The organism is Microvirga sp. CF3062 (genome assembly GCF_036314045.1).
Classification (GTDB): Bacteria; Pseudomonadota; Alphaproteobacteria; order Rhizobiales; family Beijerinckiaceae; genus Microvirga.
This window is the reverse complement of sequence record NZ_JAYGGN010000005.1, coordinates 236,553-252,162: the sequence shown is the minus strand read 5'-3', so window position 1 is coordinate 252,162 and position 15,610 is coordinate 236,553. Positions and strand designations below refer to the sequence as shown.

Below are 15,610 nucleotides of genomic sequence, written 5' to 3'. Positions count from 1 at the left end.
GCGCTCTTTGTGGCGTTCAGCAAGTCAGATGCCATCTTGAGATTGCCGCCAAGCTGTCGTTGATCGTTGAGCGAAGCGAATCACGAAGGACAGCCCCATGCGCCTGTGCGTCTTCTGCGGCTCCAATGCTGGGCAGGATCCCGTCTATCTCAAAACCGCGCAAGCGCTAGGAGAGGCTCTGGCCGTCAACGGGATCGAACTGGTTTATGGCGGCGCTTCCGTCGGCCTCATGGGCGCGGTCGCCGATTCAAACTTGGCCAAGGGCGGTCATGTGATCGGGGTGATGCCGCAGGCGCTAGTCGACAAGGAAATCGCCCACAAGGGCCTGACTGACCTTCGGGTCGTGGGCTCCATGCACGAGCGCAAAGCGCTTATGGCGGAGCTCGCGGACGGCTTCATCGCGCTCCCTGGAGGCCTGGGCACCTTTGAGGAGTTGTTCGAGGTATGGACTTGGGCGCAGCTCGGCTATCACCGCAAGCCCTGCGCGCTCCTGAATGCCGGCGGCTTCTACGACAAGCTGACCGATTTCCTGGACGACGTGGTGGAACGCGGCTTCGTGAAGCCTATCCACCGCGCCATGCTGATCGTCGAGAACGAGCCCGCCGCCCTAATCCAAGCGATCCGCGCCTATGAACCGCCGAAGGTCGACAAGTGGATCAAGGCCGGCGAGCGATAGTCCAGGTTACGCTCTGTAAGCGCCCACACCCTCGCCGAGTTTGGCGTTGTTGGCTTCGCGCACCTTCGCCGCTTCCTCGTCATAGAGGAAAGGCAGGAAGGCGAACCGGCGGCCTTTCGTGACTTTGGATACAGCGTGGAGAAGTGGGCACGAGAACACCACGGCACCGCCCGGCGGTGCCTTGTAGCTGCGCGGCCCGTATTCCGGGAAGCTCACCTCGCCACCCTCGAACTCGTGATTGAGGTTGATCGAGACCGCGAAGCGGCGATGAGCCGTGCCGCTCGTGGTATTATCCCGGTGGGCACGGAAATGCCCTCCGTCCTCTGCCGCATAGCACGAGACGATGTAGCGCTCCATGCGTGAAGGCTTGAAGAAATGCACGCGCTCGATCTCGGGGTTGATGCGGCGGATGATACGGTGCTGCACCTGCCGGATCAGGTTGGGATCGGCAATGGTGTAATCCTTGCGCCGCTTGTGGTTTGGGTCATGAGCCGCAACGGTCTTGCCGTTGACCTCGCGCATGAAGCCCGATTCCTCACCACCATGTTCCTCGTAAAGACCAATCAGGTGCTGGCAGAACTCGGGCTCGAACACGTCCGGAATCACCAGGACGGGCGCCGGCAGCTCGAAACCGGCATAATGGCTGACTGGCGGCAGATCGCGCAGGTAGGCCATCACCTTCTCCCGGTCGCTGCCATCCTCCTCGAAGGGAAAGATGGCGCGGACGCGTAAGGACGGGTTGAGCACCATCCAGAAGCGGCGGATCGGAACAGCCCCCTGCCCCGGCTGGACGTTGCGCGGCAAGGCGCCATAGAGGCGCCCGACCGTTCCGTCGAAATCCCAGAAGTGGCGGATGCCCGGAACGATCTGCCTGGCGCGATCCTCGGACTGATCCGACGGATCGACGCTCACGCCGAAGAGGGCGATCTTGTCGTCGTCGAATAGGGAGCGGTGCTGGTCCTGAAATGACGCCAGGGTCGCGCGCCCGACCTCGTCCGAGCCCATGCCGTAGAAGCACAGAACGATGTAGCGGCCGGCCACCGTGTCAAAGCTAAAGTTTGGGTTGCTGGTCGAATTCTGTTTGAACCACGGAACAGGATCGCCCACTTGGAGCACGCGGTAGGCGGGTTGCAGGGTTTCAGGAGCAGCAGCGTCTATCATCAATGATCCGAAATACGTTCAAGGTTATGTAACGTTGTTCGTTATCATGCGACTGCCGCAGCGACAAGCTAACCTTGGGACATGAGGAGCAGGGCAACCCCTCCGAGAATCAGCAGCATCCCGGCCAGCTCACGCCTCGTGGTCGCCTGCGCCAGGAAGTGATGGGACACGGCCTGCGCCATCAGCACCTCCACCAGGGCGAGGGTGCGCACATTGGCAGCTGACGTGAGCGCAAAGCCGATGAACCAGAACTGGGATGCCAGCGCCCCGAGAAAGCCTGCTCCCAGGGATGGACGCCACGCCGCGAAGCTCGCCACCAGCGCCTTGCGATCATAGAGACCGAGCCAGACGAGCAGAACGGCGGTCTGCAGGCCGAGCCCCCAGACCAGGGTCGTGGAAGCCCGGATGAGCGGGGAGCCTCCGTCGAGGGACAGGATCGCGCCGCGAAAGCCGATAGCGGCCAAAGCGAAGAAGGCTCCCGAGGCGAGGCCGAAGAGAATGGGCCTGAGGCCGGACGAGGTCAGGCTCGTGCCCGGTTTCACCGACATGAGCAGCACGCCGCCCGTGGCAACCGCGATGGCCAGAGCCATGGCCGGGGTGAGCGGGTCGCCTAAAAGCACCAATCCAAAGAGGGCCACCTGCACCGGCTCGGTCTTGGTATAGGCCGTGACCACGGAAAAAGCCCGCTCCCGCATGGCCGAGAGCATCAGCGCGGTGGCGAAAATCTGGGTCAAGGCACCCATAAGCGCATAGCCTAAGAAGGTGGCATGGGGCGCAGGCGGCGTTTCACCGGTGGCGAGCCACATCGCCGTCAAGGCAAGGAGCGCGAAGGGAAAACCGTAAAGGAACCGGACCTGGGTCGCCCCCACGGTTCCGATGGTCTCGGTGAGGCGACGCTGGGTGGCGTTGCGGCCCGTCTGGGCGGCTGCGGCCGCCAAGGTCACGGGAATCCAGAGAAGGGATGCGCTCATATCGATCTTCAATCTGCGCGGCTCTTGCCACTCTCTTGCCATGGAATTCGTTAAGAAGGGGAGTTTAAGCAATCAACAAACGGTCCGACCTAGCCAAGGCCAAGGTTTGGCACTAGAAATAGCCCAGCTGACAGGCGGGGCTGATTGATCCTCTCCTATCGTCGAACGAAGCCAAGGAGTCGTTCCGCATGAACGTTAGCCGAGCCCTCCGCGTGACAGCCTTTGCCCTTGCCGCCCTGACGAGCGGTTCGGCTCTGGCCTCCGGCGGCCCTGCGCTTGTCGTTGAACTCGAATCCGGCCGCGTTCTCCACGCCGAGCGAGCGACCGATCCCTGGTTTCCGGCCTCCATCACCAAGCTGATGACGGCCTATGTGGCCCTCGACAAGATCCGCTCTGGCCAGATGAGCATGGATACGCTTCTCCTCGTGTCAGAGGGCGCCGCCGCCCTGCCCCCGTCGAAGATGGGGTTCAAGCCAGGCACGGAGATCCGGCTCGACAATGCCCTCAAGATCATGATGGTGAAGTCGGCAAACGACGTCGCCGCTACCATTGCGGAGAACATCGGCGGCTCGATCGACGGCTTCTCGGACCTGATGAACGCCCATGCCCGACGCCTTGGCATGGTGAGCAGCCGCTTCGCCAATCCCCATGGCCTGCCCGATGAGCGCAACCAGACCACGGCCCGCGACATGGCGTTGCTCGCCCGTGCGCTGCTGACGGAGTTCCCGGATCACCGGGACTTCTTCGACATCGGCGCCGTTCAGTTCGGGCGCCGCATCATGCGCAACACCAACAGTCTCATTGGCCGCTATCCGGGCGCGGACGGCATGAAGACTGGCTTCATCTGCTCGTCCGGCTTCAACGTGGTGGCGAGCGCCCACCGCGACGGCCGCCACCTGATCACGGTTGTGCTCGGCGCCCCCTCGTCCAACGAGCGCACCATCAAGGCCGCCGAGCTGTTCGACCGCGGCTTCAACAGCAAGGTGAACTTCACCAATCCGGAGCTTGCGGCGCTGCCGGCCTCGGCCAACGTCACCCCGCCGGACATGCGCCCGGTCATCTGCGACCGCCGCGGACCGATGCCGCAGGAAGAAGACACCCCGGCTGTTGCCGAGACCGACAGCAACATTCCGAACCTCTTCTCCACCGAGATTATGGCTTTCGCCGGCACTGCCGCCGACAAGCCGGTGCGCACCGTGCTCGGACCCCGTACCGCTGTGCAGCCGGAGCGGGTCTGGGTGGGGTTGAATCCTCCCTCTGAGGCCGAGATCGCCGCACAGGCGGCGGCCGAAGCTGCAGCCGAGCAGGCTCGCAGAGCCAAGACCAAGAAGGCGGCGACTCCTAAAAAAGACAAAGCGGCGGCCAAGCAGGATGATGCCCCTGCTCAGGATGACACTAAGGCTGCCGAGAAGGAGCCTGCAAAGGCCACGGCCAAGAGCACAGATAAAGGCAAGACCCAGCCGCGGGTCAGCGTCACCGTCAAGCCGGTGACAGGCGCGAAGCCGGCAGCCAAGCCTTCAACGGACACCAAGGCCAAGACGCCGCAAAAGGCGGATGCGGCCGGAAAGCCGAAATCCGTCGCGAATTGATCCGACAGGAATCAGAGACTCGTTCTCGCAACGCCCGGTCATCGATCGGGCGTTTTTCTTAAGGCTTGCAATTCCGGCGCTTCCGGGCGAACGCTTCGGGCCTCGCCAGCAAGTCCCCGACATGAATCACACCTCCCCCGCCAGCGGCATGCTCTTCGCTCTCATCTCGGCGAGCCTTTACGGCTTCAACATCGTCTATGCCCGCATGGCCTCTTTCGCAGGGGCGAGCGGCTCGGCGATCGTGGTGTACCGAGTGTTCCTGATGCTCGTCCTGGTGGGCATCGTGGCTGCGATCATGGGGAAATCACTGAAGGCGGCAAGAGAGGAGCGCAGCACCCTGCTCCTGCTCGGGGTCTCCACGGCCTTCGTGGGCATCTGCTATCTCTCGTCCGTCGCCTATATCCCGGTCACCGTGGCGGCCGTGGTGTTCTACACCTTCCCGATCCTGATCGTGCTTGCGAGCCCCTTCGTGGAGGGCACGAGGCTCACGCCGACGTTGCTCGGCGTCGTGGCCGTGGCCACTCTCGGCGTGGCTCTGGTCGTCGGTCCGGCCTTCGGCGATCTCGACTGGCGGGGCCTTGCCCTTGCCTTCGGGGCGAGCATCGCAACGGCGATCCAGTTCTTCGCCGCCGCGCGCTGCCGCAGGACCGGCGTCATGGCCAAGACCTTCTGGATCCATGTGCTCGTCCTGCCCACCGCGGCGCTCATCAGCCTGGCGTCCGGGCAGCTTGCGCCACCTTCCTCTCTGGCAGCCGCCCCTTTCGCGGTTGCCATGACGATCGGCGGATATCTTTTCGGCTTCGTGCTGCAGTTCCTGGCGCTCGGGCGCATCACGGCGGTCGCAGCCGGAATCATCTACTGCACCGAGCCCGTGGTGGCCGCCATCTCGTCGGCTCTCATTCTCGACGAGGTCCTGTCGCCCCTGCAGATTGCCGGCGGCGCCCTTGTGCTGGGAGCCATCATGGCCAACGTAGTGCTGGAGCAGCGCCGTCTGAAGGATGCACCCTTGGTGCCGATTGCGGATTGAACACGATGACGAACAGCCCGATGACCCCACCCGCTCCCCTCCCGCTCACCATTCTCACGGGCTTTCTCGGCTCGGGCAAAACCACCCTGCTCAACCGGCTGCTGAAAGATCCTGCGCTGCAGGACAGCGTGGTGATCATCAACGAGTTCGGCGAAATCGGCCTCGACCATCTGCTAGTGGAAAAGGTCGACGAGGGCATGGTGCTGCTCTCCGCAGGCTGCCTCTGCTGCACCGTGCGCGGCGACCTCATCGCGACGCTGGAGGATCTCTTACGCAAGCGCGACAACGGCCGCATCACGCCGTTCAAGCGGGTGATCATCGAGACCACGGGTCTTGCCGATCCGGCGCCGATCCTGCACGCGGTGCTCTACCATCCGTATCTGTCCATGCGCTACGCCGTGGAAGGCGTGGTGACGGTGGTGGATGCAGTCAACGGCGCCGCGACCCTCGACAACCATCGTGAGGCCGTGAAACAGGCGGCCGTTGCCGAGCGCATCGTCCTCTCGAAAGCCGACCTCATGACCGATGAGTCAAGACTCTCGGAGCTGAGGGAGAGGCTGCATCAGCTCAATCCCGGCGCAGCGCTCCTGGAGGCGGATGCGCCTGCGGAGGCTGTCATTGCCGGCGGCCTCTTCGATCTCGACGGCAAGATCGCCGATGTGGCCCAGTGGCTGAAGACGGAGGCAGTCGAAGCGGCCGAGCGCGAAAGCCACGTGCACCAGCACGGACATCATCACCATCATGGACATGATCATTCGCACCATCATCATGACGTGAACCGGCACGATGAAAAGATCCGTGCCTTCTGCCTCACGAGCGACCAGCCGATCCGTCAGGGCACGCTCGACATGTTCCTCGACCTCCTGCGTTCGTCGCAAGGCGCGAAACTGCTGCGCGTGAAGGGCCTCGTGGCGCTGGCCGAGGATCCGGAGCATCCGGTCGTCATCCACGGCGTGCAGCACGTGATCCACGTACCGGCCGTGCTGCCGCGCTGGCCGAGCGATGACAGGCGCAGCCGCATCGTGTTCATCGTCGACGATCTCGAACGCGAGACGGTTGAGAAGCTGTGGAACGCCTTCCTCGGCAAACCCGCCGTCGATCAGGCCGATGCGGCGGCTTTGTCGGATAATCCGCTCTCTCTCCGACGCTAAGCCGCCATCTGCGACCGCTGCGCCCAGCCGGTCATGGAGCGCTCGGCATAGGCCGTGATCGCGTACATGATCACGCCGAGCACCGCGAGCACCACGAGAGCGGCCCAGACGAGGGGCACCTCGAAGGCGGCCGAAGCCCGCGTGAGCAGATTGCCGATGCCCACATTCGACGCGTTCTGCTCGCCGATCACGGAGCCCACATAGGCGAGCGTAATCGCGACCTTCAACGAGCCGAAGAAATACGGCATCGCGCGCGGTACGCCGACCTTGAACACGATGTCGCGCTTCGAGGCGCCGAGCGCCCGCAGCACGTCCTCCATCTCGGGCTCCACCGTGGCGATGCCTGTCGCGACATTCACCACAATGGGGAAGAACGAGATCAGAAAGGCGGTCATCACCGGCGGCACCCAGCCGACGCCGAACCAGAACACCAGGATCGGCACCACGGCCACTTTCGGGATCGAGTTGAAGCCCACCAGAAGCGGATAGGTGCCCGCATTGATGAGCCGCGAAGATCCGAGCACCATCCCGAGCAGGAGACCGAAACCGACCGCAAGACCGAACCCCGCCAGCGTCATCCAGAGGGTATGCATGGCGTGGTAGGTGAGCTGGTTGCGGTATTCCCAAACGGCCCAGAGGATGGTGGAGGGCGCCGGCAGGATGAAGCTCGAGATCCTCAAGGTATGGCAGAGAATCTCCCACAGGGCGAAGAACCCGACGGTGAAGACCCACGGCGCGAGGGCAAGCTTGTTCTTGGCTTTCATGGGTCCCTCACGCCGCTTGGCGCGCCTGCGCGATGTGGCCGCGCAACTCGTGAACGAGGGCGGAGAATTCCGGCGTGTAGGTGATCTCGAGATCGCGCGGCCGCGGAAACTCCACCTCCCGCTCGGCCACGATACGGCCGGGCCGCGCGCTCATGCAGAAGATGCGGTCCGCCAGGAACGCCGCCTCACGCAGGTCGTGCGTCACCAGGATGATCGTGACCTTCTGCGCCGCGTGCAGGTCGCGCATCACGCACCACAATTCCTCGCGGGTGAAGCTGTCGAGGGCACCGAAGGGCTCGTCGAGCATCAGGAGCTTGGGCTCGTGGATGAGCGCCCGGCAGAGAGACACGCGCTGCTGCATGCCGCCCGATAATTGCCAGGGAAACTTATCCCCCTGCCCCTTCAGGCCGACCTGGGCCAGCAGGCTCTCGGCCTTGGCCACATACTCCGCCTTGTGCCGGCGCAGGCGCGAGCGGTGCGGCTCCACGATCTCGAGCGGCAGCAGGATGTTGTCGAGGGTGGTGCGCCAGGGCAGCATGGTAGGGTTCTGAAATGCCATGCCGGCGAGCTTCACCGGCGCGCCAACCTGCTTGCCGTCCACGATCACGGTTCCCTCGACGGGAAACTGCAGGCCAGTAGCGAGCTTCATCAGGGTGGACTTGCCGCAGCCCGAGGGGCCGACGATGGCGGCAAACTCACCTTCGTTCACTTTCAGATTCAGGTTCTGGACGGCCGGCAGGCCATCCTCGGCCCGCGCATAGACGTGGGTCACGTCGTGGATATCGACAAAGGGTTTCATGAAACGAAGCCGTTGAGCCAAAAGAAAAGCCCGGCTGAATCGATAGCCGGGCTGGAGAAAATCAGTTCACTTTGCGCTGATCGGCGGCAGGGAGGAACTGCTCCGTGAACACGTCCTCCACATTGGGCTTGGCCTTGTAGGTGAAGGTCAGGCCGATCTGGTCGAGGGCCTTGGCGAAGCGGGCCTTGTCAATGCCCCCGAAGCCGTTCTCCTTCACCCACGGGGTGATCATGTTCTGCTCCAGCACCATCTTAAGGCGCTCGAGCTCCACATCTTTCTTGGCCACGTCGTTGCGCTTGATCACGGAATCGACAGCGCTCGACGGGTCCTTCACCGTGTCCTGCACGCCCTTCATGATGGCGCGCAGCAGACCCTTCACGGCCTCGGGCTTCTCCTGGGCGAATTTCTGCGAGACGATGATGGTGTTGCCGTAGAGGTCCACGCCGTAATCGCTCATGAGCAGCACGACGATGTCGTCCGCCGGCACGCCGCGGGACTTCAGGTTGATGAAGGACGACATGGAGAAGCCGAACACCGCATCGACCTCGCCTTGAGCCAGCATGGGCTCGCGGACCGGGAAGCCCACGTTCTCGAACTTCATGGTGGAATCGTCGATCTTGTTGACGGCCTTGAAGATCGGCCATTGCGCGTAGGCGCCATCGGCGGCCGGCGCGCCGAACTTCTTAGCCGCGAGGCTCGACACCTCCTTGCTGATGCCGCGGCTCTTGCGTCCGATGAGCGCGAAGGGCGGCCGGTCGTAGATCACCATCACGGCCTTGATATCGGTGCCGGGGTTCTCGTCGCGGAAGCGCACGAGGGAGTTCACGTCGCCGAAGCCCACGTCATAGGTGCCCGACGCCACGCGGGAGATCGGCTCGCGGGATCCCGCCGCCGGGTCGATCGTGACGTCGAGGCCCTCGGCCTTGAAGTAGCCCTTGTCGAGCGCAACGGCGAAGGGAGCCGCAGGGCCCTCCCAGCGCCAGTCCAGGGAGAACCGCACCGGGGTCTGGGCCTGGGCACCAGCAGATCCGATAAGCACGGCAGCGCCCGCCAGCATGCCTCTGATCCACCTTGCCTTCATCGAACGATCCGCAAACATTACCGTCACCTCTTTTTATGGTCGGGAGCCTTATGGCTCCCATCTGGCCAGCTGCCTTGTTCTTGACCATGCAATCAGATCGGTGCTTCGGGTCAAGTCTCTTGCCAGGGCATTCCTGCCTCCGGGACGGGCATTTGGCAGAAAATTGAGCAGAAATTCTCAACGTGAAGACTCTTGACGGGCTTGAGAGCGCTCCCCACCTTGGTCCCATCGGTGACCGGGCCCCTCTGGCAGGACGTGTGCAAACGCCTGCGATGTCGGAGCCGATGCTTGAACAGAAGCAAACAAAGGTCCGGTTATGCCAGAATTCCTGCTCATGGAATGGCTGGGGAAGCCCGTCTGGATGTGGACGGCTTTCCTGAGTCTTGTCGTTCTTCTCCTCGCCTTCGATCTCGGTGTCCTGAACAGGAAGGACAAAGAACTCGGCGTGAAGGAGAGCCTTCTCCTGTCCGCCTTCTACATCGGTATCGCGGCCGCTTTCGGCGCCTATATCTGGTGGTCATTCGAAACCGGCCTCCTGGTAACCGAAGACGGCACTCACGCGGGCATCTCCTACTTCACAGGCTTCTTCATCGAGAAGTCCCTGTCCATCGACAACGTCTTTGTGATCTCGCTGATCTTCAGCTACTTCGCGATCCCTCGGAAGTACCAGTACCGAGCCCTCGTGTGGGGCATCGTCGGCGTCATCGTCCTGCGCGGCATCATGATCGCCGTGGGCGCTGCGCTTGTGCAGGAATACGCCTGGATGCTTTATCTCTTCGGCGCTTTCCTGATCGCGACCGGCATCAAGATGCTGCTCGTTCCCGAGAGCGAGCCTAACATCGAGAAGAACCCGCTGGTCCGCTTCCTGCGCAAGCACATGCGGGTGACGAACCGGCTTCACGATCAGCACTTCTTCGTGCGTGAACCTGATCCGAAGACGGGCAAGATCGTCACCTGGGCGACGCCGCTCTTCCTGGCTCTCGTGGTGATCAACGTCGCCGATCTGATCTTCGCGGTGGATTCGGTGCCGGCGATCTTCGCCATCACGACCGATACCTTCGTGGTCTACACGGCCAACATCATGGCGATCCTGGGCTTGCGCGCCCTCTACTTCGCCCTGGCCGCCATGGTGCACCGGTTCCACTACCTGAAATACGCCCTGGCGCTGGTGCTCGTGTTCATCGGCGGCAAGATCTTCTGGAACCAGCTCGTGGGCAAGCTCGACCCCACCATCTCGCTCGGCGTGACTCTCGCCCTGATCGCGGGTGGCGTCGTCTTCTCCCTGTGGAAGACGAAGAACGAGCAGGCGGCGATTTCCAGCTAAAGCTCAGAGGGAGGGCCAACGCTCTCCCTCTTTCTACCCGTCTGCCACTGTCATTCCGGGGCGGCTCGTCAGAGCCGAGCCCGGAATCCATAAACACGACAGCTCAGGAATGGGCGAGCAGCGCTCAGCCTCTTTCTGCAATGTTAGCGGCTATGGATTCCGGGCTCGCCTGCGGCGCCCCGGAATGACAGCGAGATATCTAATGGTTTGCCTCACACCGGCAGCATCCCGTCGCTTTTGACCTCCTCCATCACCGCATAGGTGCGGGTTTCCTTCACGCCCGGCAGGGCGAGAAGAATATCGCCGAGGAAGCGGCGGTAGGCGGCCATGTCGGCCACGCGGGTCTTCACCAGATAATCGAACCCGCCGGCCACCATGTGGCATTCCAGAACCTCGGGTGCCCGCTTCACAGCCTCGGCGAATTTCTCGAAGACATCGGGCGTCGTCTTGTCGAGGGAGACCTCGACGAAGACCAGGAGGCCAAGCCCGAGCTGATGCGGGTCGAGCCTCGCCCCATAGCCGGCGATGAAGCCCTCCCGCTGTAGGCGCTTCACGCGGTCGCTGGTCGAGGTGGGCGACAGGCCAACCTTTTCCGCGAGGTCCACGGTGGCGATGCGGCCATCGGTCTGGAGAGCATTGAGGATCTTGCGATCAGTACGGTCCAGATCCGGCATTTTCACGGTCTTTCAGGATGATGCCCGCTTTTACTAAGGTAGATCAGGTGATTTTGCCATCGAAGCACGGTCGCCGCCCACCTATATTCCGGGAATCACCCAGAGGACAGCCCGATGACCCCCGCCCCCAGCGCCGCCCTGCCCTTCAACCCTCCCTTTGCGGAAGACGACAAGGCTCTTGCGGCTCGGCTTCTCGCCAGCTCCCGCCTGTCGCCGGAGCGGGAGAAGCGCGTGGACGAGCAGGCTACCCGCCTGATCGAGGCGATCCGCGCCAAGGGTAGCGGGCTGGGCGGCGTCGAGGAGATGCTGCGGGAATACGCGCTCTCCACCAAGGAGGGGCTGGCCCTCATGGTTCTAGCCGAGGCGCTTTTGCGGGTGCCGGATGCAGCCACTACCGACCGACTCATCGAGGACAAGCTGGGACAGGCCGATTTCGCCGGCCATGAATCCAAGTCCGATGCCTTCCTCGTCTCGGCTTCGGCCTGGGCGCTCGGCATCACGGCGCGGGTCATTCAACCGGGCGAAACGCCGGAAAGCATTTTGGGCCAGCTCACCAAGCGCCTTGGCCTTCCCGCCGTGCGCACAGCGACTCGCCAGGCCATGCGGGTGATGGGCAATCATTTCGTGCTCGGCCAGACCATCGAGGAAGCGTTGAAGCGGGCGGGCACCTCAAAGGGCCGTGTGTACCGCTATTCCTTCGACATGCTGGGCGAAGGAGCCCGCACGGCCGATGACGCTCGCCGCTATTTCGATTCCTATGCCTCAGCCATCGACGCCATCGGTCGGTCTGCCGGCAACGAGCCCCTGCCGAACAGGCCTGGCATATCGGTGAAGCTCTCGGCCCTGCATCCACGCTACGAGGCCACGAGTCGCGAGCGCGTCTTGCGTGAATTGGTGCCGCTTGTGATCGAGCTGGCGCAAAAGGCGAAGTTCTACGATCTCAACTTCACCGTCGACGCGGAGGAAGCCGATAGGCTCGAACTCTCGCTCGAGGTGATCGAGGCCGTGCTGGCCGACTCGTCGCTCGCCGACTGGAAGGGGTTCGGACTCGCCATTCAGTCCTACCAGAAGCGCGCCGGCTCGGTGATTGATGCCATCGCGGCCATGGCGGAGCGCCATGACCGGCAGCTCATGGTGCGCCTCGTGAAGGGCGCCTATTGGGACACGGAGGTGAAGCGCGCCCAGGAGCGCGGGCTCGACGATTACCCGGTCTTCACGCGCAAGGCGATGACGGACCTCCATTACCTAGCCTGCGCCGAGAAGATGCTGTCCTTGCGCCCGCGCATCTACCCGCAATTTGCCACCCACAACGCGCTCACCGTCGCGTCCATCATCGAGCGGGCCGGCGGCACGGAAGGCTACGAGTTCCAGCGCCTGCACGGCATGGGCGAGGCACTCTATGCACGTCTGCTCGAAGACAATCCGGGGCTGGCCTGCCGCGCCTATGCGCCGGTCGGCGGCCACCGCGATCTCTTGGCGTATCTCGTGCGCCGTCTTCTCGAGAACGGTGCGAACTCCTCTTTTGTGTCGGTGGCGGCGGATCCGAACGTGCCGGTGCAGGAACTCTTGAAGCGTCCGGCCGACATCATCCTGTCCGCCGACAAGGCACGTCATCCCAAGGTGCCCCTGCCGCGCGATCTTTATGGGCTGGAGCGTGCCAATTCCCGAGGCGTGGAGTTCGGGCACCGCGCTTCACTTGAGGCGCTTCTGGCGGAGATCGAGAAGAGCGGGCAGCAGAGCTTCAAAGCCGAGCCTCTGATCGACGGCAAGGCAGCGTCCGGCACGTCCCGCCCGGTCGTCAGCCCCATCGATGGCAGCACGGTTGCGGGCCAGGTGACGGAAGCCTCGCCTGAGGTGGCGGACCGCGCCATGGCGGCTGCGCAGGCCGGCTTCGCGAAGTGGAGCCGCATGGATGCGAGTACGCGGGCCAAGGCGCTGCAGCGCGCCGCTGATCTCTTGGAAGAGCGCCGCGGGGAGCTGCTTCACCTGCTGCAGGTGGAAGCCGGTAAAACCCTCGACGACGCTCTCTCGGAGGTGCGCGAGGCTGTCGATTTCCTGCGCTACTACGCCGTTCAAGGACGCAGCCTCTTCGATGAAGGAGACCTCATGCCGGGGCCGACCGGCGAGAGCAACGTGCTGCGCCTGCGCGGCCGCGGCGTGTTCGTGGCAATCTCGCCCTGGAACTTCCCGCTTGCGATCTTCCTCGGCCAGGTGAGCGCCGCGCTGATGGCCGGCAATGCGGTGATGGCGAAGCCCGCCGAGCAGACGCCGCTGATCGCGGATCTCGCCGTGCGCATCCTGCACGAGGCAGGCGTGCCGAAAACAGCCCTTCACCTCATGCCGGGCGACGGACGCGTCGGTGCCCGTCTCGTCGAGCACAAGGATGTGGCCGGCGTGGTGTTCACCGGCTCGACCGAGGTGGCGCGCATCATCAACCGCACGCTAGCGAACAAGGACGCGGCCATTGTGCCGCTGATTGCCGAGACCGGTGGCATCAATGCCATGATCGTCGATGCGACGGCTCTCCCTGAGCAGGTCGCCGATGACGTGGTGACTTCGGCGTTCCGCTCCGCCGGCCAGCGCTGCTCGGCGCTTCGTCTGCTTTGCGTGCAGGAGGATGTGGCCGACCGGATGATCGAGATGATTGCAGGCAACGCCCGCGAGCTGAAGATCGCCGATCCGCGCGAAATCTCGACCCATGTTGGCCCGGTGATCGACCGCGAGGCGAAGGACAAGCTTGACGCGCATATCGCCGACATGAAGGGTCAAGCGAAGGTGCATTATGCGGGCGAAGCACCAGCCAACGGCACCTATGTGGCGCCGCATATCTTCGAGCTCAACCGGCCGCACGACCTCGCCCAGGAGGTGTTCGGACCGGTGCTCCACGTGGTGCGCTACAAGGCTGATCGCCTGGAGGATGTGCTCCGTTCAATCGAGGGAACGGGCTATGGTCTGACGCTCGGCGTGCATTCCCGCATCGACTCCACGGTCGAGCGCGTGGTCGAGGCCCTGTCGGTGGGCAACGTCTATGTGAACCGCAACATGATCGGCGCCGTGGTCGGCGTGCAGCCCTTCGGCGGTCATGGGCTGTCCGGCACCGGGCCGAAGGCCGGCGGTCCGCACTACCTCCTGCGTTTTGCCACCGAGCAGACGGTGACGATCAACACGGCCGCCGCCGGCGGCAATGCGAACCTGATCGCGATGGGGGAGTAGAAGAGTTGCACCGGGCCATTGGCCTCTCGCTTGTCATCACCGGCCTCGTACCGGTGATCTCGATTGGGAGAGCAGTTCGCTTCTCCGCATCGGGATGGCCGGGACAAGCCCGGCCATGACAGGCAAGGCTATAGTTTGAATTCGAAGGTTCTGGCCTTCTCCCAAGGTCCGCCGCGATACCACCACAGGTCCAGCGCCGCGCCCGTGACTTGAAACGGCCGAAAGCTGTCCTCCAGCTCTTCCAGAAGGGCTCTCGCGGCGCTGGGATGAACTTTGTTCTGCACCGTCACGTGCGGATTGTGGTTCTGCCGGTCCTGAGGCTTGAGCCAGTCGTTCCATGTCAGTGCGAGGTGTCGGCGCATCGCTGTGAGGTCTTGGGACGCAAGCGCATAGGCGACGCCGCGCCCGAGCGGGCGCAATCCGGTTACGTCGAGGTTGAAAGGTTTTCGATCTGACGCGCAGATCTCGATGTCCCGCTGGATAGTCGCAAAATGCTCGCCGGGCAGATGGTGGAACAGCGTGAGATGCGCCGGAATGAAGTTCCGCTCGGGCGGAAAGTAGCGACGCCGTTGTTCATCGAAAAAGGCGAAGGAGCGCTCGTCGAACCGGAGCGTGAGGATGAGCGGTGCGATCTGGTCCATCAAAAGAAAAACCCGGCTCGGGGCCGGGTTGTTTCAGGTTCAAAAGTTCAGCGCCGCCTTGGCTTCGCGCAATTGCGCAACGGCCGATTCCGCCGCGTGCTTGGCGGCCGGGTCGTTGGTGGCGTCGTAATGCATCTCTGCGGTCAGGATCTCCTTATCCAGGATGTCCTGGGTCAACTCTTCCTCAGGCAAAGCACGCTCGGCCAGAACCGTGAGGCCATTCTGGCTCACGTCGGCGAAGCCGCCGCGCACCAGGATCCGGCGTCCATTGCCGGGATTGCTGGTGATCACGAGGAACCCGGTCTTGAGAGCCGTCATCACTGGCGTGTGGCCGGCCAGAACCGTCATGTCGCCTTCGGTGGCCGGGAGCACGACGGCGTCGACGTCGCCGGAGAACAGCACGCGCTCAGGAGAGACGAGTTCGAAATTGAAGGTAGCCATCTGAGCTCCGCGTCATCCCGATCAGTGATCGGACGTAGTTTGGGAGATACGCTTGAACAAAGTGATCCCGGAGCGTGTGAATCACACGCTCCGGGATG

14 protein-coding genes are annotated in these 15,610 nt (G+C 63.4%); 6 read left to right on the top strand and 8 right to left on the bottom strand.

The genetic code is table 11. The features are described from left to right. Positions 1-97: 97 nt before the first annotated feature. Positions 98-676: a TIGR00730 family Rossman fold protein gene (locus VB618_RS11390; RefSeq protein ID WP_329796763.1), complete on the top strand. Its 579-nt coding sequence runs from the start codon at positions 98-100 to the stop codon at positions 674-676. A gap of 6 nt (positions 677-682) precedes the next feature. Here the strand turns inward: VB618_RS11390 and VB618_RS11385 are convergent, their stop codons facing one another. Both VB618_RS11385 and VB618_RS11380 read right to left on the bottom strand, forming a co-directional pair. Beyond that, entirely contained in the window at positions 683-1,837 is a 1,155-nt protein-coding gene (locus VB618_RS11385; RefSeq protein ID WP_329796762.1) for a 2OG-Fe(II) oxygenase, read from the bottom strand. A gap of 68 nt (positions 1,838-1,905) precedes the next feature. Next, on the bottom strand, positions 1,906-2,808 hold the full coding sequence (locus tag VB618_RS11380; protein WP_329796761.1) for a DMT family transporter: 903 nt from the start codon (positions 2,806-2,808) through the stop codon (positions 1,906-1,908). A 188-nt stretch (positions 2,809-2,996) separates the two neighbouring features. Between VB618_RS11380 and VB618_RS11375 the strand changes: the two genes are divergently transcribed. The 3 genes from VB618_RS11375 (at position 2,997) to VB618_RS11365 (ending at position 6,575) form a co-directional block, all read left to right on the top strand. Beyond that, positions 2,997-4,397, top strand: a complete 1,401-nt coding sequence (locus VB618_RS11375; protein ID WP_329796759.1) for a D-alanyl-D-alanine carboxypeptidase family protein — start codon at positions 2,997-2,999, stop codon at positions 4,395-4,397. Positions 4,398-4,518: 121 nt separating this feature from the next. Next, on the top strand, positions 4,519-5,424 hold the full coding sequence (locus tag VB618_RS11370; protein ID WP_329796758.1) for a DMT family transporter: 906 nt from the start codon (positions 4,519-4,521) through the stop codon (positions 5,422-5,424). 5 nt (positions 5,425-5,429) lie between these two features. Further along, on the top strand, positions 5,430-6,575 hold the full coding sequence (locus VB618_RS11365) for a CobW family GTP-binding protein (protein WP_329796757.1): 1,146 nt from the start codon (positions 5,430-5,432) through the stop codon (positions 6,573-6,575). On the opposite strand, the gene VB618_RS11360 is transcribed toward VB618_RS11365, so the two are convergent. The 3 genes from VB618_RS11360 to VB618_RS11350 form a co-directional block, all read right to left on the bottom strand. Next, positions 6,572-7,339 carry an ABC transporter permease gene (locus VB618_RS11360; RefSeq protein ID WP_329796756.1) on the bottom strand — a complete coding sequence of 256 codons (768 nt, stop codon included), beginning with the start codon at positions 7,337-7,339 and terminating at the stop codon, positions 6,572-6,574. The two genes, VB618_RS11365 and VB618_RS11360, sit on opposite strands and share 4 nt — an antisense overlap. 7 nt (positions 7,340-7,346) lie before the next feature. Beyond that, positions 7,347-8,138: an ABC transporter ATP-binding protein gene (locus tag VB618_RS11355; protein ID WP_329796755.1), complete on the bottom strand. Its 792-nt coding sequence runs from the start codon at positions 8,136-8,138 to the stop codon at positions 7,347-7,349. A gap of 61 nt (positions 8,139-8,199) precedes the next feature. Beyond that, complete coding sequence (locus VB618_RS11350; RefSeq protein WP_329796754.1) at positions 8,200-9,219, bottom strand: ABC transporter substrate-binding protein; 1,020 nt, start codon at positions 9,217-9,219, stop codon at positions 8,200-8,202. Between the two features lie 316 nt (positions 9,220-9,535). Between VB618_RS11350 and VB618_RS11345 the strand changes: the two genes are divergently transcribed. Continuing rightward, entirely contained in the window at positions 9,536-10,543 is a 1,008-nt protein-coding gene (locus VB618_RS11345) for a TerC family protein (protein WP_329796753.1), read from the top strand. A 212-nt stretch (positions 10,544-10,755) separates the two neighbouring features. On the opposite strand, the gene VB618_RS11340 is transcribed toward VB618_RS11345, so the two are convergent. Further along, entirely contained in the window at positions 10,756-11,217 is a 462-nt protein-coding gene (locus VB618_RS11340) for an Lrp/AsnC ligand binding domain-containing protein (protein ID WP_329796752.1), read from the bottom strand. 114 nt (positions 11,218-11,331) lie between these two features. On the opposite strand from VB618_RS11340, the gene putA reads away from it, so the two are divergent. Further along, positions 11,332-14,430 carry a bifunctional proline dehydrogenase/L-glutamate gamma-semialdehyde dehydrogenase PutA gene (gene putA, locus VB618_RS11335; RefSeq protein WP_329796751.1) on the top strand — a complete coding sequence of 1,033 codons (3,099 nt, stop codon included), beginning with the start codon at positions 11,332-11,334 and terminating at the stop codon, positions 14,428-14,430. A gap of 128 nt (positions 14,431-14,558) precedes the next feature. Here the strand turns inward: putA and VB618_RS11330 are convergent, their stop codons facing one another. Further along, entirely contained in the window at positions 14,559-15,071 is a 513-nt protein-coding gene (locus VB618_RS11330) for a 2'-5' RNA ligase family protein (RefSeq protein ID WP_329796750.1), read from the bottom strand. 39 nt (positions 15,072-15,110) lie between these two features. Further along, a complete protein-coding gene (locus VB618_RS11325) occupies positions 15,111-15,512 on the bottom strand; it encodes a F0F1 ATP synthase subunit epsilon (protein WP_329796749.1) in 402 nt (133 codons plus the stop codon). Positions 15,513-15,610 lie beyond the last annotated feature (98 nt).

What these genes read in the sequence shown, in the direction of transcription:
- VB618_RS11390 (WP_329796763.1), top strand. Translation starts at nt 98, where the DNA reads ATGCGCCTGTGCGTCTTCTGCGGCTCCAATGCTGGGCAGGATCCCGTC.
- VB618_RS11385 (WP_329796762.1), bottom strand. Translation starts at nt 1,837, where the DNA reads ATGATAGACGCTGCTGCTCCTGAAACCCTGCAACCCGCCTACCGCGTG.
- VB618_RS11380 (WP_329796761.1), bottom strand. Translation starts at nt 2,808, where the DNA reads ATGAGCGCATCCCTTCTCTGGATTCCCGTGACCTTGGCGGCCGCAGCC.
- VB618_RS11375 (WP_329796759.1), top strand. Translation starts at nt 2,997, where the DNA reads ATGAACGTTAGCCGAGCCCTCCGCGTGACAGCCTTTGCCCTTGCCGCC.
- VB618_RS11370 (WP_329796758.1), top strand. Translation starts at nt 4,519, where the DNA reads ATGAATCACACCTCCCCCGCCAGCGGCATGCTCTTCGCTCTCATCTCG.
- VB618_RS11365 (WP_329796757.1), top strand. Translation starts at nt 5,430, where the DNA reads ATGACGAACAGCCCGATGACCCCACCCGCTCCCCTCCCGCTCACCATT.
- VB618_RS11360 (WP_329796756.1), bottom strand. Translation starts at nt 7,339, where the DNA reads ATGAAAGCCAAGAACAAGCTTGCCCTCGCGCCGTGGGTCTTCACCGTC.
- VB618_RS11355 (WP_329796755.1), bottom strand. Translation starts at nt 8,138, where the DNA reads ATGAAACCCTTTGTCGATATCCACGACGTGACCCACGTCTATGCGCGG.
- VB618_RS11350 (WP_329796754.1), bottom strand. Translation starts at nt 9,219, where the DNA reads ATGAAGGCAAGGTGGATCAGAGGCATGCTGGCGGGCGCTGCCGTGCTT.
- VB618_RS11345 (WP_329796753.1), top strand. Translation starts at nt 9,536, where the DNA reads ATGCCAGAATTCCTGCTCATGGAATGGCTGGGGAAGCCCGTCTGGATG.
- VB618_RS11340 (WP_329796752.1), bottom strand. Translation starts at nt 11,217, where the DNA reads ATGCCGGATCTGGACCGTACTGATCGCAAGATCCTCAATGCTCTCCAG.
- putA (WP_329796751.1), top strand. Translation starts at nt 11,332, where the DNA reads ATGACCCCCGCCCCCAGCGCCGCCCTGCCCTTCAACCCTCCCTTTGCG.
- VB618_RS11330 (WP_329796750.1), bottom strand. Translation starts at nt 15,071, where the DNA reads ATGGACCAGATCGCACCGCTCATCCTCACGCTCCGGTTCGACGAGCGC.
- VB618_RS11325 (WP_329796749.1), bottom strand. Translation starts at nt 15,512, where the DNA reads ATGGCTACCTTCAATTTCGAACTCGTCTCTCCTGAGCGCGTGCTGTTC.